Below are 13,127 nucleotides of genomic sequence, written 5' to 3'. Positions count from 1 at the left end.
ATGCGTATACTGTTTGTGATCGACGGCCTGCCCGGCGGCGGGGCGGAGAAGGTCGTGCTGACCCTGGCTGAGCATTTTCTGCGCCAGGGCGAACGGGTCTCACTGTTTTCCCTGCGCGACGTCTGCGATTATGCGCTGCCGGAAGGGCTGGATTATCAGGTTGTGAGTGACCGCAGCCGGACACCCTGGCGCAAAATCACCGAACTTTCGCGCCGCGCCCGCCAGCTGGATGCCGCCATCGTCACAGCCGAACAGCAGGGTGAATTCGATCTGGTGCTCTCCAACCTGCATAAAACCGATCGCATTGTCGCCCGCAGCCGGTCGCTGAAAAACCGGAACGTCTGGTTCTGCCTGCATGGCGTCTTTTCCACATCATATCTGGGCCATCGCACCGGATTTGATCGCTGGATGAAACAGCAGAAGATTAAGCGTGTCTATCAGGGACGCAACGTCATTACCGTCTCCGATGCGGTAGGTCAGGATCTGGTCGAACAGTTCGCCATCCGCCCGGCACAGTTAAAAACCATTTATAACCCGTTCGATATTCCCGCTCTGCGCGCCGCCGCCGATGCGCCTGGCGAGCAGCCCGCGGGGGATTATATTATTCACGTCGGTCGGTTCCACCCGGGGAAACGCCACGATCGCCTGATCGAAGCCTATGCGCAAAGCGGAATCACCGCGCCGCTGGTGCTGCTGGGTCAGGGTAAACCGGAGCAGGAACAGCGCCTGCGCCAGCTGGCGCAGCAGCTACAGGTTGCCGATCGTGTTCTGTTTAAAGGCTTTCAGAAAAACCCGCTGCCGTGGATTAAGCATGCGCGGATGCTGGTGCTCAGCTCCGACAGCGAAGGCTTTGGTAACGTGGTGGTTGAGGCGCTGCTGCTAAATACCCCGGTGGCCAGCACCCGCTGTCCTGGCGGGGTGACGGAAATTCTCACCGGCGAATTAGCCAGCGGCCTGGCCGATCTGAACAGCCCGGCGCTGGCCCGGACGATGCAAAGCATTTACCATAACCCACCAGCTATCGAACCTTCCGCACTGGAAAAATTCAGCGTGGATACGATTTGTCAGCAGTACCGTCAGCTGCGTCGCGGCTGACGCCGCTATTTAACCAGGATCGAATGATTTATGAGTCAAACGCCTTTACTGAGCATTGTGGCTGCCGTTTATAACGGCGAAAAATTCCTTGCGCAATTCTTTGAGTGCATTGAACAACAGCAGCTGGAAAGCTATGAGCTGATCCTGGTCAACGACGGTTCGACGGACGGTAGCCTGGCGGTTATCGACGAATGGAAAGCGCGCTTACCCCATATTATCGTGCTGGAACAGGAAAACCAGGGCGTCTCGGTCGCGCGTAATACCGGTCTGGCGGTGGCAACCGGCAAGTACCTGGCCTTCCCGGATATTGACGATAAGCTTTATCCCGGGATGTACCGTACGCTGCTGGAGATGGCCGAAAAGGGCCGCCTTGATGTCGCCACCTGTAACGGCCGCTACGTTTACGAAACCCGCAAAGATATCCACCCTATTCTTCCACCGGACCGTCTGCCGTCGACCGGCATCCTGCCAGGCCACGTCTGGCTTAAACAGGCGCTGGATTCGCGCAAGTTCCTGCACGTGACCTGGCTGAATATCTATCGCCGCGAATTTATCATGCAGCACAAGTTCCACTTCGAGCCCGGATTACGTCATCAGGACATTCCGTGGACCACCGAAGCGCTGCTGGCGGCTGAACGCGTGCAGTACACCAGCGAACAGTTCTACGATTACTATATTCACTCGGAATCGGTGTCGCACAAACCGGACAATGACGATACGTTGATGCGCTCGGCGCGCCACTACATGAAAATTCTGGAGATGCTGGAGGCCATCAACCAACGCTATCCTGATAAGGTGCGTCATATTTCCGCCTGCCGCTGGCAAATTGCCAAAGAGGGGCTGGGAATTATTCATACCTTTGATAGCATGAAAGATGAGTCAAAAAAGCATATTATCATTAAAGAATTCTTTGACCGCGGCATCTGGCGTCTGATCTGGAAAAATGCGCGTACCTTCCGTTTACGCTGGCGCCTTGGCCGACGCTATTTGCGCATTAAACGCTATCGCGACGCGACCTGACTCTGAATCCCGTTGTTTCCGCCAAAGAGATAGCTTTACGCGGGCTAAATGCTTAGAATTTGCCCGCTAAAACATAAATCGGATAAATCGCTTGGAATTGCTTTATACCACCCTACTCTATCTTATTCAGCCGCTGGTATGGCTGCGACTGCTGCTGCGCAGCCGTAAGGCCCCTGCCTACCGAAAGCGCTGGGCTGAACGTTATGGCTTCTGTCAGAACAAGGTAGCGCCGGATGGGATTCTGCTGCATTCCGTTTCCGTGGGTGAGACGCTTGCTGCTATCCCGCTCGTGCGCGCGCTGCGCCACCGCTACCCCTCGCTGCCTATCACCGTCACCACCATGACGCCGACCGGCTCAGAACGCGCCATGTCCGCCTTCGGCAAAGATGTTCATCATGTCTATCTGCCTTACGATTTGCCCTGCGCAATGAACCGCTTCCTCAACACGGTGCAACCGAAGCTGGTTATCGTGATGGAAACCGAGCTGTGGCCAAATATGGTCGCCGCGCTGCACAAACGTAAAATCCCCCTGGTCATCGCCAACGCCCGTCTGTCGGAGCGTTCCGCCAAAGGCTACGCGAAACTGGGGAAATTTATGCGTCGGCTGCTCAGTCGCATCACGCTGATTGCGGCGCAGAATGAAGAAGACGGCAATCGCTTTCTGGCTCTGGGCCTGAAGCGCAACCAGCTGGCGGTCACCGGCAGCCTCAAATTTGATATTTCCGTGACGCCAGAGCTGGCCGCGCGCGCAATTACCCTCCGCCGCCAGTGGGCGCCGCACCGCAAAGTCTGGATCGCCACCAGCACCCACGACGGTGAAGAACAAATTATCCTGCAGGCGCACAGGAAGCTGCTCGATACTTTCCCGGATCTGCTGTTGATTCTCGTCCCTCGTCACCCGGAGCGCTTCGCCGATGCACGAGAAATGGTGCAGAAAGCGGGGATGAGCTTCACGCTACGCAGCACCGGCGAAATCCCGTCGAACAGTACCCAGGTGGTGATCGGCGATACCATGGGCGAGCTGATGCTGCTGTACGGCATTGCCGACCTCGCCTTCGTCGGCGGCAGCCTGGTCGAACGCGGCGGTCACAACCCGCTGGAGCCGGCGGCACACGCCATCCCGGTACTGATGGGCCCGCACACGTTCAACTTCAAAGATATTTGCGCCAAGTTGCAGCAGGACGATGGCCTGATTACGGTCACCGACGTCAGTTCGCTGGTCACCCAGGTCTCCAATCTGCTCACCGATGAAGACTATCGTCTGTGGTACGGCCGCCACGCGGTAGAAGTGTTGCATCAAAACCAGGGCGCGCTCTCGCGTCTGCTACATTTACTGCAACCCTATCTGCCGCAGCGGAGCCACTAATGTCGACCCGACTGTCCGTCGTAATGATCGCCAAAAATGCGGCGGATCTGCTGGCTGATTGCCTGGCCTCGGTAGCGTGGGCCGATGAAATCGTGCTGCTGGACTCCGGCAGTAGCGATAACACCGTCGAACTGGCCCGTCGCCTCGGCGCAACGGTCTACATCAACAGCGACTGGCAAGGCTACGGTATTCAGCGTCAGCGCGCCCAGGACTACGCGACCGGCGACTATGTGTTGATGATTGATACCGATGAACGCGTGACGCCGGAGCTGGCCTGCTCACTTCGCCGTGTACTGGAGGCGCCCCAAAAAGGTGCCGTCTACAGCATCGCCCGGCGTAACTATTTCCTTGGCCGCTTTATGCGCCATAGCGGCTGGTATCCCGACCGCGTCATGCGTTTGTACGAACGCAGCCGTTTCCGCTATAACAATAATCTGGTGCACGAATCGCTCGATGCCAAAGGCGCGCAGGTTATCGAACTGTCGGGCGATTTACTGCATCTGACCTGCCGCGACTTCTCCGGCTTCCAGCAAAAGCAGCTGGCCTATGCCTCTGCCTGGGCACGGGAGCGCCACCAGAAGGGGAAGAAGACCTCTCTGGCGAGCATTTTCGGCCATACGCTGGGGGCTTTTGTGAAAACGCTGCTGCTACGCGGCGGCGTGCTGGATGGTAAACAGGGCTGGCTACTTGCCGTGGTCAACGCGCAGTATACGTTTAATAAATACACCGAGCTGTGGGCGCTGAGCCGCGGCTACTCAGAGAAAGTGTAATTATGAGCACAAAAGCGATCTATCCGGGCACCTTCGACCCCATTACCAACGGGCATATCGATATCGTCACGCGTGCCGCCAGCATGTTTGACAAGGTGCTGCTGGCCATTGCCGCCAGCCCGAGCAAAAAACCGATGTTCACCCTCGACGAGCGTATTGCGCTGGCGGAGCAGGCAACGGCGCATCTGGTCAACGTCGAGGTGGTTGGTTTCAGCGATCTGATGGCGAATTTTGCCCGCGCGCAGCAGGCGAATATCCTCATTCGCGGTTTACGTGCGGTGGCGGACTTCGAATATGAGATGCAGCTGGCACATATGAACCGCCACCTGATGCCAACCCTGGAAAGCGTCTTCCTGATGCCCTGCAAAGAGTGGTCGTTTATCTCTTCATCGCTGGTGAAGGAAGTGGCGCGCCACCAGGGCGATGTTTCCCACTTCCTGCCGGCCAACGTACACCAGGCGCTGCTGAAAAAGCTGTAATCTTGCGCCGTCCGGGCTACCCGCCAGCAATCGCGTGAACCCGTACCTGGCTGGCGAGGCGTCACCGGGATCGTGGCGACATCAGCACCTTACTTCTGACACTGGCGGCAATAAAATGTTGCCCGCTGAGCATGTTTGCTGGCTGTAATCGGCGTGCCGCAAACGCGACAAAGCTCGCCCTTGCGGCCATAAACCTGCAGCTCCTGGGCGAAGTAGCCCGGCTTGCCATCACTTTGCAGGAAATCCTTCAGCGTCGTGCCCCCCTGCTCAATCGAGCGTAGCAGCACCGCTTTAATCACTTTTACCAGCCGTTCACACTCTTCGCGTGAAAGCGAAGACGCCAGCCGATCGGGATGGATCCCGGCCGAAAACAGCGATTCGCTGGCGTAGATATTGCCGACCCCGACCACCAGTTTGTTATCCATCAGCCAGGGCTTAATAGCGGTTTTCTTTTTCGCGCACTTCTGCTGCAAATAGTCGGCATTAAAATCATCGCTCAAGGGCTCTGGGCCAAGATGTGCCAGCGCAGGATGCCCTTCCAGCGAGCGGGTCCACAGCCAGGCGCCAAAGCGGCGTGGGTCGGTGTAGCGCAGGACCTTGCCATTACTCATCACGAGGTCAACATGATCGTGCTTTTCTGCAGGCAGCTCTTCACTCAGAATTCGCAGACTTCCCGACATCCCAAGGTGGACGATAATCCAGCCGCCGGGCAGCTCAAGCAGCAGATATTTGGCACGGCGCTGCACGCTCAGCACCGGTATGTCGCTCAAACGATAGATTTCTTCACTGACCGGCCAGCGCAGACGCCCGTTGCGAATAACGGCGTGCAGAATGGTTGCGCCCACCAGGTATGGTTCGATGCCACGCCGGCTGGTTTCTACCTCAGGTAATTCAGGCATTCGTTTTCCTCCGTTAACCCAGAGTATTGTGCTGCAGCAACAGACGACAGGGAAGCAAATTCCCGGCAGGGTTTATCCGACGGGTTCTGCCGGACAAAAAACAAAAAACCCCGCCGGAGCGGGGTTTTCTTTACAAGGAAACTAAAATTATTTGATTTTAGCTTCTTTGTATAAAACGTGCTGACGGACAACTGGATCGAATTTTTTCAGTTCCAGTTTTTCCGGCTTAGTACGTTTGTTCTTCGTGGTGGTATAGAAGTGACCAGTACCAGCAGAAGAAACCAGCTTGATTTTCTCACGAATACCTTTAGCCATGATTTATTTCCTCTTAGTACTTAGTACTTTTCGCCACGGGCACGCAGTTCAGACAGAACTGTATCGATGCCTTTCTTATCAATAACACGCATACCTTTAGCAGATACACGCAGGGTGACAAAACGCTTTTCGCTCTCAACCCAGAAACGGTGAGAGTGCAGGTTCGGCAGGAAACGGCGTTTGGTCGCGTTCAGTGCGTGGGAACGGTTGTTACCGGTCACCGGACGCTTGCCAGTAACTTGGCAGACTCGGGACATGTCTATTCTCCAAAAATCAAATTAGCTCGAGCTTCGTATGGGGTATCGGCGCCTCGTCAGGCTTTACAGCCCGGTCATCGCAGTTCTAAGTGAACCATCGATTGCCAGGCCCAAATGCCAAACCCGAGATTCTCAAAGGTGGCGTAGTATACGCTGACTCGGCGATGTGCTCAAGTCCCGAACAGACAAAGATCCCGCTGGATCGCGTGATCGGGGCTAAATCCAGCCGCGTTCGGCAAAAGATACGTACGCACCGCGGCCGATTACAAGATGATCGAGTACTCGTATATCCATGAAACCACAACACTTTACCACACGTTCGGTCATCAGTCTGTCGGCCTTACTCGGCTCGGGACTACCGGACGGATGATTATGTGCAAGGATCACCGCAGCGGCGTTCACTTTGATGGCTTCGCGTACAATTTCTCGCGGATGCACCTCTACGTGGCTAAGAGTACCAGAAAAAAGCCGGCTATGTTTCAATACCCGGTTCTGATTATCTAAAAAGATCACGATGAAGATCTCCCGCTCTTCATCGGAGAGATGGCTTTGCAAAAACTCCAGCGTCATCATCGGCGTGACCAGAGAGGGCTCTTCAACCAGCCGCAGGCTAAAATAGCGCCGCGCCAGCTCAGCCACTCCTTTTAGCTGAGCATATTTCGCCAGGCCAATCCCGTCGACCGTCTCAAACTGTGCTTTATTCGCTGACAGCAGGCCATACAGCGAACCAAAACGCTGTAACAGGTCATGCGAGTACGCCATGACATCTTTGTCCCGCGTCCCGGTGCGTAAAAACAGCGCCAGCAGCTCAACGTCCGACAACGTTTCAATGCCGTAAAGCCACATTTTTTCCCGTGGCATCAGGGGTTCCGGTGCATCCATAGGGCCTCTCCTTTCTCGTGTCCCCATCCTGGCACAGCCCGACGGTGCTGCCGACTGCCGTATCTACCTGTTGCGTAGCGCCTCGCAAAGTGAATGCCTGGCAGTCACGCGACGGCGACGGGATTGTGGTAATATGCGCGGATTCTGGTGTACTGCAACAGGAAAGAATCATGATGAGTCTGGCTGGTAAAAAGATCGTTCTTGGCGTGAGCGGCGGCATTGCTGCTTATAAAACGCCGGAACTGGTGCGCCGCCTGCGTGACCGTGGCGCGGATGTGCGTGTTGCCATGACGGAAGCCGCCAAAGCCTTCATTACGCCACTGAGCCTGCAGGCGGTGTCTGGCTATCCGGTCTCCGATAGTCTGCTCGATCCGGCAGCGGAAGCGGCGATGGGTCACATAGAGCTGGGCAAATGGGCGGACCTGGTTATCCTCGCCCCGGCAACCGCCGATCTGATTGCCCGCGTTGCGGCCGGTATGGCCAACGATCTGGTTTCTACTATCTGCCTCGCGACCCCCTCTCCGGTTGCCGTTGTCCCGGCGATGAATCAGCAAATGTACCGCGCAGCGGCCACGCAGCATAACCTCGAGGTACTCGCCTCACGCGGCCTGCTGCTCTGGGGGCCGGACAGCGGTAGCCAGGCCTGTGGCGACATTGGCCCTGGCCGCATGCTGGATCCGATGACGATTGTTGATTTAGCCGCTGCGCATTTTTCGCCTGTCAAAGATTTGCAACATCTCAACATCATGATTACCGCGGGCCCCACGCGTGAACCTCTGGATCCGGTGCGTTATATTACTAACCACAGCTCCGGCAAGATGGGGTTTGCCATTGCCGCCGCGGCCGCAAGCCGCGGGGCAAACGTCACGCTGGTGAGCGGGCCGGTTACATTGCCGACGCCGCCGTTTGTACAGCGAATCGATGTAACGACCGCGCTGGAAATGGAAGCTGCGGTCCAGCAAAACGCCCAGCAGCAGCAGATTTTTATTGGTTGTGCCGCCGTAGCAGACTATCGTGCCGTCGCCATCGCTGAAGAAAAAATTAAAAAGCAAGGTGATGAACTCACCCTCAAAATGGTCAAAAATCCGGATATTGTTGCCGGGGTGGCGGCACTCGCGGCTAATCGGCCTTTTGTCGTAGGGTTTGCCGCCGAAACGAATAATGTGGAAGAATACGCGAAGCAAAAACGCGCGCGCAAAAATCTCGACCTGATTTGCGCTAACGATGTTTCGCAGCCTGATCAAGGCTTTAACAGCGACAGCAACGCATTACACCTTTTCTGGCAGGATGGAGATAAGCGCTTGCCACTTGAGCGTAAAGAACTCCTTGGCCAATTATTACTCGACGAGATCGTGACCCGTTATGATGAAAAAAATCGACGTTAAGATTCTGGACCCGCGCGTTGGCCAGCAATTTCCGCTGCCGACCTATGCCACCTCCGGCTCCGCCGGACTTGACCTGCGAGCCTGTCTCGACGACGCCGTAGAGCTGGCGCCGGGTGCAACCACGCTGTTGCCGACCGGTCTGGCTATTCATATCGCCGATCCCTCTCTGGCGGCGGTGATTTTGCCGCGCTCCGGGCTGGGCCATAAGCACGGCGTGGTTCTGGGCAACCTGGTTGGTCTTATCGACTCCGACTATCAGGGGCAGCTGATGGTTTCCGTCTGGAACCGCGGCCAGCAGAGCTTTACGATTGAACCTGGCGAGCGCATCGCTCAAATGGTCTTTGTACCCGTCGTACAGGCGGAATTTAACCTGGTGGAAGATTTTGACGCCACCGAACGTGGCGAAGGTGGCTTTGGTCACTCAGGGCGCGCATAAGCCCGACCACATCGAATCCGCATCCCAAAGTGCACTAATGCAATAACATCGCCGCAAACGACCGTTTGCGGTCACTTTGTGGATGTCTGCCTGACAAGTGCTTATTTTCAGGGGTATTTTAAAACATGGCAGAAAAACAAACTGCGAAAAGGAATCGTCGCGAAGAAATACTTCAGTCTCTGGCCCTGATGCTTGAATCCAGCGATGGAAGTCAGCGCATTACCACAGCGAAACTGGCGGCGTCTGTCGGGGTATCCGAAGCGGCGTTGTACCGCCATTTCCCCAGTAAAACCCGCATGTTCGATAGCCTGATCGAGTTTATCGAAGACAGTCTGATTACGCGCATCAATTTGATTTTAAAAGATGAAAAAGACACGTCGGCGCGCCTGCGTCTGATTGTGCTGCTGATTCTTGGGTTTGGTGAGCGTAATCCTGGGCTGACGCGAATTCTGACCGGCCATGCGCTGATGTTCGAACAGGATCGTCTCCAGGGGCGGATTAACCAGCTGTTTGAGCGTATCGAGGTTCAGCTGCGCCAGGTCATGCGTGAGAAGAAAATGCGGGAAGGTGAAGGTTACACCATCGATGAGGCGCTGCTGGCCAGCCAGCTGCTGGCATTTTGCGAAGGCATGCTGTCGCGTTTTGTTCGCAGCGAGTTTAAATATCGTCCGACGGATGATTTTGACGCCCGCTGGCCGCTGGTCGCCGCTCAGCTGCAGTAGCGGAAATCCCGGAGGCATATCGCCTCCGGGGCTTTCGACTTATACACCAAACTCTTCGCGGTAAGCACGTACCGTCGCCAGATGTTCAGCCATCTCCGGCTTCTCTTCCAGATAGGCAATCAGGTCTTTCAGCGTCACGATAGAAATCACTTTGCAGCCGTAGTCACGCTCGACCTCCTGAATCGCCGAGATTTCGCCGCGGCCGCGCTCCTGACGGTCCAGAGAGATCAGCACGCCGGCCAGTTCCGCGCCGTGCGCCTGGATAATTTCCATCGACTCGCGAATCGCGGTACCTGCGGTAATGACATCATCAACCAGCATGACGCGCCCCTGCAGCGGGCTGCCGACCAGATTGCCCCCCTCACCGTGGGTTTTTGCTTCTTTGCGGTTAAAGCAGTAAGGCAAATCCAGGTCATGGTGCTCCGCCAGCGCAACCGCGGTAGTCGTCGCGATAGGAATCCCTTTATAAGCCGGCCCAAACAGCAGATCGAAATCAATTCCGGAATCGACCAGCGCTTCGGCGTAGAAACGGCCTAACAGTGCCAGATCGCGCCCGGTATTAAACAGGCCGGCGTTGAAGAAATAGGGGCTCTTACGCCCGGATTTCAGCGTAAATTCGCCAAACTTAAGTACCTGCTTGTTAAGCGCAAACTCAATAAACTGGCGCTGATACGGTTTCATGGATTCGCTCCTTATCTTACTTTTCATCATTTAGGTTTACGCCAAATTCTTCACGCGTCATCAGGCGGCACAGATACGTCGATAACGCTGTGAGCCGGTCGCGTGCGGCAGCCGAGAAAGACCGCATGAAGAATAAAACGTAAAAAAAAGGGCGACTCATCAGCCGCCCTTAAAATTAATTTTCTAATGCCGCTTTCTGCGTCGCGACAATGGATTCGATACCCCCGCGGGCCAGCGCCAGCAAGGTGAGTAGCTCTTCGTGGGTAAACGGCTCGCCTTCCGCGGTGCCCTGTACCTCAATGATGCGACCATCTTCGGTCATCACCACGTTCATATCGGTTTCCGCCGCTGAATCCTCGACATATTCCAGATCGCACAGCGCTTCGCCATTGACGATACCAACGGAAACCGCGGCGACCATCCCTTTCATTGGATTGCTTTTCAGCTTGCCGGCCGCCACCAGCTTATTCAGCGCATCGGCCAGCGCCACGCAGGCCCCGGTAATGGATGCGGTACGGGTGCCACCGTCAGCCTGCAAAACATCACAATCGAGAGTAATGGTGAATTCGCCCAACGCTTTCAGATCGACCGCCGCACGCAGCGCACGGGCAATCAGACGCTGGATTTCCATAGTACGGCCGCCCTGTTTCCCTTTCGCGGCTTCACGCGCGTTACGGGTATGCGTTGCGCGCGGCAGCATGCCATATTCTGCCGTGATCCAACCCTGGCCCTGGCCTTTCAGGAAGCGCGGCACGCCTTCATCGATCGATGCGGTGCACAACACTTTAGTGTCACCAAATTCGACCAGCACGGAGCCTTCTGCGTGTATTGTATAGTTACGGGTCAGGGTGACGGGACGCACCTGATTAGCGCTACGACCTGCTGGACGCATAATGATCTCTCCGGCTTGAAACGAATGTGGCGCGCATTATACACAAAATCATGCGGGATGCATGAGGTGACGCGCCTCTGACGGCGTAGATAACTGGCGCTCAGGGCTGAGCAATGCCGCCAACAGAGGGGCTGCCAGAAGGATAACGTGTATATACGGATAATGCTCGCTTATTCCTATCCTGATAAGGCCCTGAAAGCTATAATCCACCTCACTCTCCTTTAAAAACAGGAACGTCTATGATCCGCAGTATGACCGCCTATGCCCGGCGTGAAATCAAGGGTGAATGGGGCAGCGCCGCATGGGAACTGCGCTCGGTAAACCAACGATATCTGGAAACTTATTTCCGTCTGCCGGAGCAGTTCCGTAGCCTGGAGCCTGTCGTGCGCGAGCGCATCCGTTCTCGCCTGACCCGTGGCAAAGTTGAATGTACCTTACGTTTTGATCAGGATCCCAGCGCCCAGGGCGAGCTGATTCTGAACGAAAGCCTTGCAAAACAGCTGGTCAATGCCGCCAACTGGGTCAAGATGCAGAGCGACGAAGGCGAAATCAACCCGGTTGATATTCTGCGCTGGCCTGGCGTAATGGCTGCTCAGGAACAGGATCTCGATGCGATTGCCGCCGATATTCTGTCGGCCCTGAACGGTGCGCTGGATGATTTTATCGTTGCCCGCGAGACCGAAGGTCAGGCGCTGAAAGCGCTTATTGAGCAGCGTCTGGAAGGCGTCACCGCCGAAGTCGCCAAAGTGCGCGCCCATATGCCGGAAATCTTACAGTGGCAGCGCGAGCGCCTGGTTTCCCGACTGGAAGATGCGGAAGTGCAGCTGGAAAACAACCGTCTCGAACAAGAGCTGGTGCTGATGGCGCAGCGTATCGACGTCGCCGAAGAGCTGGATCGTCTGGAAGCGCACGTAAAAGAGACCTGGAACATCCTGAAGAAGAAAGAAGCCGTTGGCCGCCGTCTTGACTTTATGATGCAGGAATTTAACCGCGAGTCGAACACGCTGGCATCGAAATCCATTAATGCCGAAGTGACCAATTCCGCCATCGAACTGAAAGTCCTGATCGAGCAAATGCGCGAGCAGATCCAGAACATCGAGTAATCTCTTTTGCTGGCTCCTCTTGTTGTGAGCCAGCATTACTTTTACTTATCTGTTTTTATCATCCGTCGATCAACATCTCCCTGCACTACTACTCATAAAACACCTCTCACATTAGTTTTTCCTGGGGAAAATGATTCACCTTAGAAAATCTCAATCGTGATCTTACGCACAAATCGCTAATCTGCCCGACATCATTGTGGGGGATTTATGCTGCTTCATATTCTGTATTTAATCGGTATTACTGCGGAAGCGATGACCGGCGCTCTGGCGGCCGGTCGCCGCCGGATGGACACTTTTGGAGTCATCATCATTGCTACCGCCACCGCGCTGGGCGGCGGCTCAGTCCGGGATATTCTGCTGGGCCACTACCCGCTGGGGTGGGTAAAACATCCGGAATACGTCATTATCGTCGCCGTCGCGGCAGTGTTAACGACTATTGCTGCGCCGGTCATGCCCCATCTACGCCGTCTGTTTCTGGTTCTGGATGCCCTGGGGCTGGTGGTGTTCTCAATTATCGGCGCGCAAATCGCGCTGGATATGGGAGAAGGACCGGTGATCGCCTCTATCGCCGCCGTGATTACCGGCGTATTTGGCGGCGTACTGCGGGACATGTTCTGCAAGCGCATTCCGCTGGTTTTCCAGAAGGAGCTGTATGCCGGCATCTCGTTTGCGGCCGCAATTCTCTATATTGCCCTGCAGCATTACGTCAGCAGCCACGACGTGGTGGTGATCTCCACCTTGCTGTTTGGCTTCACCGCTCGCATGCTGGCGCTGCGCTGGAAGCTGGGGCTGCCCGTCTTCCACTACAACCATAACGCCCACTGA

The 13,127-nt window shown here is 55.8% G+C and carries 16 protein-coding genes; 10 read left to right on the top strand and 6 right to left on the bottom strand.

From position 1 onward, the window contains the following. From Q1L34_RS00640 to coaD, 5 genes are all read left to right on the top strand, one after another. Entirely contained in the window at positions 1-1,095 is a 1,095-nt protein-coding gene (locus tag Q1L34_RS00640; RefSeq protein ID WP_004868939.1) for a glycosyltransferase, read from the top strand. Between the two features lie 30 nt (positions 1,096-1,125). Continuing rightward, the gene (locus Q1L34_RS00635) at positions 1,126-2,115 is read left to right on the top strand and encodes a glycosyltransferase (protein WP_004868941.1); all 990 of its coding nucleotides are present in this window, start codon (positions 1,126-1,128) and stop codon (positions 2,113-2,115) included. A gap of 91 nt (positions 2,116-2,206) precedes the next feature. Further along, entirely contained in the window at positions 2,207-3,481 is a 1,275-nt protein-coding gene (gene waaA, locus Q1L34_RS00630) for a lipid IV(A) 3-deoxy-D-manno-octulosonic acid transferase (RefSeq protein WP_004868944.1), read from the top strand. Next, positions 3,481-4,251 (top strand): glycosyltransferase family 2 protein, encoded by a 771-nt coding sequence (locus Q1L34_RS00625; RefSeq protein WP_004868946.1) that lies wholly within the window; start codon positions 3,481-3,483, stop codon positions 4,249-4,251. The genes waaA and Q1L34_RS00625 overlap by 1 nt, the downstream gene beginning before the upstream one ends. Before the next feature lie 2 nt (positions 4,252-4,253). Continuing rightward, a complete protein-coding gene (gene coaD, locus Q1L34_RS00620) occupies positions 4,254-4,730 on the top strand; it encodes a pantetheine-phosphate adenylyltransferase (RefSeq protein ID WP_004868947.1) in 477 nt (158 codons plus the stop codon). 89 nt (positions 4,731-4,819) lie between these two features. Here the strand turns inward: coaD and mutM are convergent, their stop codons facing one another. From mutM to radC, 4 genes are all read right to left on the bottom strand, one after another. Further along, on the bottom strand, positions 4,820-5,629 hold the full coding sequence (gene mutM, locus Q1L34_RS00615) for a bifunctional DNA-formamidopyrimidine glycosylase/DNA-(apurinic or apyrimidinic site) lyase (RefSeq protein WP_004868948.1): 810 nt from the start codon (positions 5,627-5,629) through the stop codon (positions 4,820-4,822). A 147-nt stretch (positions 5,630-5,776) separates the two neighbouring features. Beyond that, the gene (gene rpmG / locus Q1L34_RS00610) at positions 5,777-5,944 is read right to left on the bottom strand and encodes a 50S ribosomal protein L33 (RefSeq protein ID WP_003024094.1); all 168 of its coding nucleotides are present in this window, start codon (positions 5,942-5,944) and stop codon (positions 5,777-5,779) included. A gap of 20 nt (positions 5,945-5,964) precedes the next feature. Then, the gene (gene rpmB, locus Q1L34_RS00605; protein ID WP_002436699.1) at positions 5,965-6,201 is read right to left on the bottom strand and encodes a 50S ribosomal protein L28; all 237 of its coding nucleotides are present in this window, start codon (positions 6,199-6,201) and stop codon (positions 5,965-5,967) included. Positions 6,202-6,417: 216 nt separating this feature from the next. Next, positions 6,418-7,083 carry a RadC family protein gene (gene radC, locus Q1L34_RS00600; protein WP_004868949.1) on the bottom strand — a complete coding sequence of 222 codons (666 nt, stop codon included), beginning with the start codon at positions 7,081-7,083 and terminating at the stop codon, positions 6,418-6,420. Between the two features lie 173 nt (positions 7,084-7,256). On the opposite strand from radC, the gene coaBC reads away from it, so the two are divergent. The 3 genes from coaBC to slmA all read left to right on the top strand — a co-directional run bounded on the left by coaBC (position 7,257) and on the right by slmA (position 9,626). After that, a complete protein-coding gene (gene coaBC / locus Q1L34_RS00595; protein ID WP_305841752.1) occupies positions 7,257-8,468 on the top strand; it encodes a bifunctional phosphopantothenoylcysteine decarboxylase/phosphopantothenate--cysteine ligase CoaBC in 1,212 nt (403 codons plus the stop codon). Further along, entirely contained in the window at positions 8,446-8,904 is a 459-nt protein-coding gene (dut, locus tag Q1L34_RS00590) for a dUTP diphosphatase (RefSeq protein ID WP_004868951.1), read from the top strand. The genes coaBC and dut overlap by 23 nt, the downstream gene beginning before the upstream one ends. 125 nt (positions 8,905-9,029) lie before the next feature. After that, positions 9,030-9,626 (top strand): nucleoid occlusion factor SlmA, encoded by a 597-nt coding sequence (gene slmA, locus Q1L34_RS00585; RefSeq protein WP_004868952.1) that lies wholly within the window; start codon positions 9,030-9,032, stop codon positions 9,624-9,626. 39 nt (positions 9,627-9,665) lie between these two features. On the opposite strand, the gene pyrE is transcribed toward slmA, so the two are convergent. Further along, a complete protein-coding gene (gene pyrE / locus Q1L34_RS00580; RefSeq protein WP_004868953.1) occupies positions 9,666-10,307 on the bottom strand; it encodes an orotate phosphoribosyltransferase in 642 nt (213 codons plus the stop codon). Between the two features lie 175 nt (positions 10,308-10,482). Beyond that, positions 10,483-11,199 (bottom strand): ribonuclease PH, encoded by a 717-nt coding sequence (gene rph, locus Q1L34_RS00575; RefSeq protein WP_004868954.1) that lies wholly within the window; start codon positions 11,197-11,199, stop codon positions 10,483-10,485. A 239-nt stretch (positions 11,200-11,438) separates the two neighbouring features. Here rph and Q1L34_RS00570 point away from each other — a divergent pair, with 239 nt between their 5' ends. Together Q1L34_RS00570 and Q1L34_RS00565 are read left to right on the top strand one after the other, a co-directional pair. After that, positions 11,439-12,302: a YicC/YloC family endoribonuclease gene (locus tag Q1L34_RS00570; protein ID WP_004868955.1), complete on the top strand. Its 864-nt coding sequence runs from the start codon at positions 11,439-11,441 to the stop codon at positions 12,300-12,302. A gap of 207 nt (positions 12,303-12,509) precedes the next feature. Next, positions 12,510-13,127 (top strand): trimeric intracellular cation channel family protein, encoded by a 618-nt coding sequence (locus Q1L34_RS00565; RefSeq protein WP_004868959.1) that lies wholly within the window; start codon positions 12,510-12,512, stop codon positions 13,125-13,127.

The sequence above is a fragment of the Klebsiella ornithinolytica genome (genome assembly GCF_030505655.1).
GTDB classification, from domain to species: domain Bacteria; phylum Pseudomonadota; class Gammaproteobacteria; order Enterobacterales; family Enterobacteriaceae; genus Klebsiella; species Klebsiella ornithinolytica.
The sequence above is the reverse complement of the archived record's forward strand: the minus strand, read 5'-3'. Positions and strand labels throughout refer to the sequence as shown.

What these genes read in the sequence shown, in the direction of transcription:
- Q1L34_RS00640 (WP_004868939.1), top strand. Translation starts at nt 1, where the DNA reads ATGCGTATACTGTTTGTGATCGACGGCCTGCCCGGCGGCGGGGCGGAG.
- Q1L34_RS00635 (WP_004868941.1), top strand. Translation starts at nt 1,126, where the DNA reads ATGAGTCAAACGCCTTTACTGAGCATTGTGGCTGCCGTTTATAACGGC.
- Q1L34_RS00625 (WP_004868946.1), top strand. Translation starts at nt 3,481, where the DNA reads ATGTCGACCCGACTGTCCGTCGTAATGATCGCCAAAAATGCGGCGGAT.
- coaD (WP_004868947.1), top strand. Translation starts at nt 4,254, where the DNA reads ATGAGCACAAAAGCGATCTATCCGGGCACCTTCGACCCCATTACCAAC.
- mutM (WP_004868948.1), bottom strand. Translation starts at nt 5,629, where the DNA reads ATGCCTGAATTACCTGAGGTAGAAACCAGCCGGCGTGGCATCGAACCA.
- rpmG (WP_003024094.1), bottom strand. Translation starts at nt 5,944, where the DNA reads ATGGCTAAAGGTATTCGTGAGAAAATCAAGCTGGTTTCTTCTGCTGGT.
- rpmB (WP_002436699.1), bottom strand. Translation starts at nt 6,201, where the DNA reads ATGTCCCGAGTCTGCCAAGTTACTGGCAAGCGTCCGGTGACCGGTAAC.
- radC (WP_004868949.1), bottom strand. Translation starts at nt 7,083, where the DNA reads ATGGATGCACCGGAACCCCTGATGCCACGGGAAAAAATGTGGCTTTAC.
- coaBC (WP_305841752.1), top strand. Translation starts at nt 7,257, where the DNA reads ATGAGTCTGGCTGGTAAAAAGATCGTTCTTGGCGTGAGCGGCGGCATT.
- dut (WP_004868951.1), top strand. Translation starts at nt 8,446, where the DNA reads ATGATGAAAAAAATCGACGTTAAGATTCTGGACCCGCGCGTTGGCCAG.
- slmA (WP_004868952.1), top strand. Translation starts at nt 9,030, where the DNA reads ATGGCAGAAAAACAAACTGCGAAAAGGAATCGTCGCGAAGAAATACTT.
- pyrE (WP_004868953.1), bottom strand. Translation starts at nt 10,307, where the DNA reads ATGAAACCGTATCAGCGCCAGTTTATTGAGTTTGCGCTTAACAAGCAG.
- rph (WP_004868954.1), bottom strand. Translation starts at nt 11,199, where the DNA reads ATGCGTCCAGCAGGTCGTAGCGCTAATCAGGTGCGTCCCGTCACCCTG.
- Q1L34_RS00570 (WP_004868955.1), top strand. Translation starts at nt 11,439, where the DNA reads ATGATCCGCAGTATGACCGCCTATGCCCGGCGTGAAATCAAGGGTGAA.
- Q1L34_RS00565 (WP_004868959.1), top strand. Translation starts at nt 12,510, where the DNA reads ATGCTGCTTCATATTCTGTATTTAATCGGTATTACTGCGGAAGCGATG.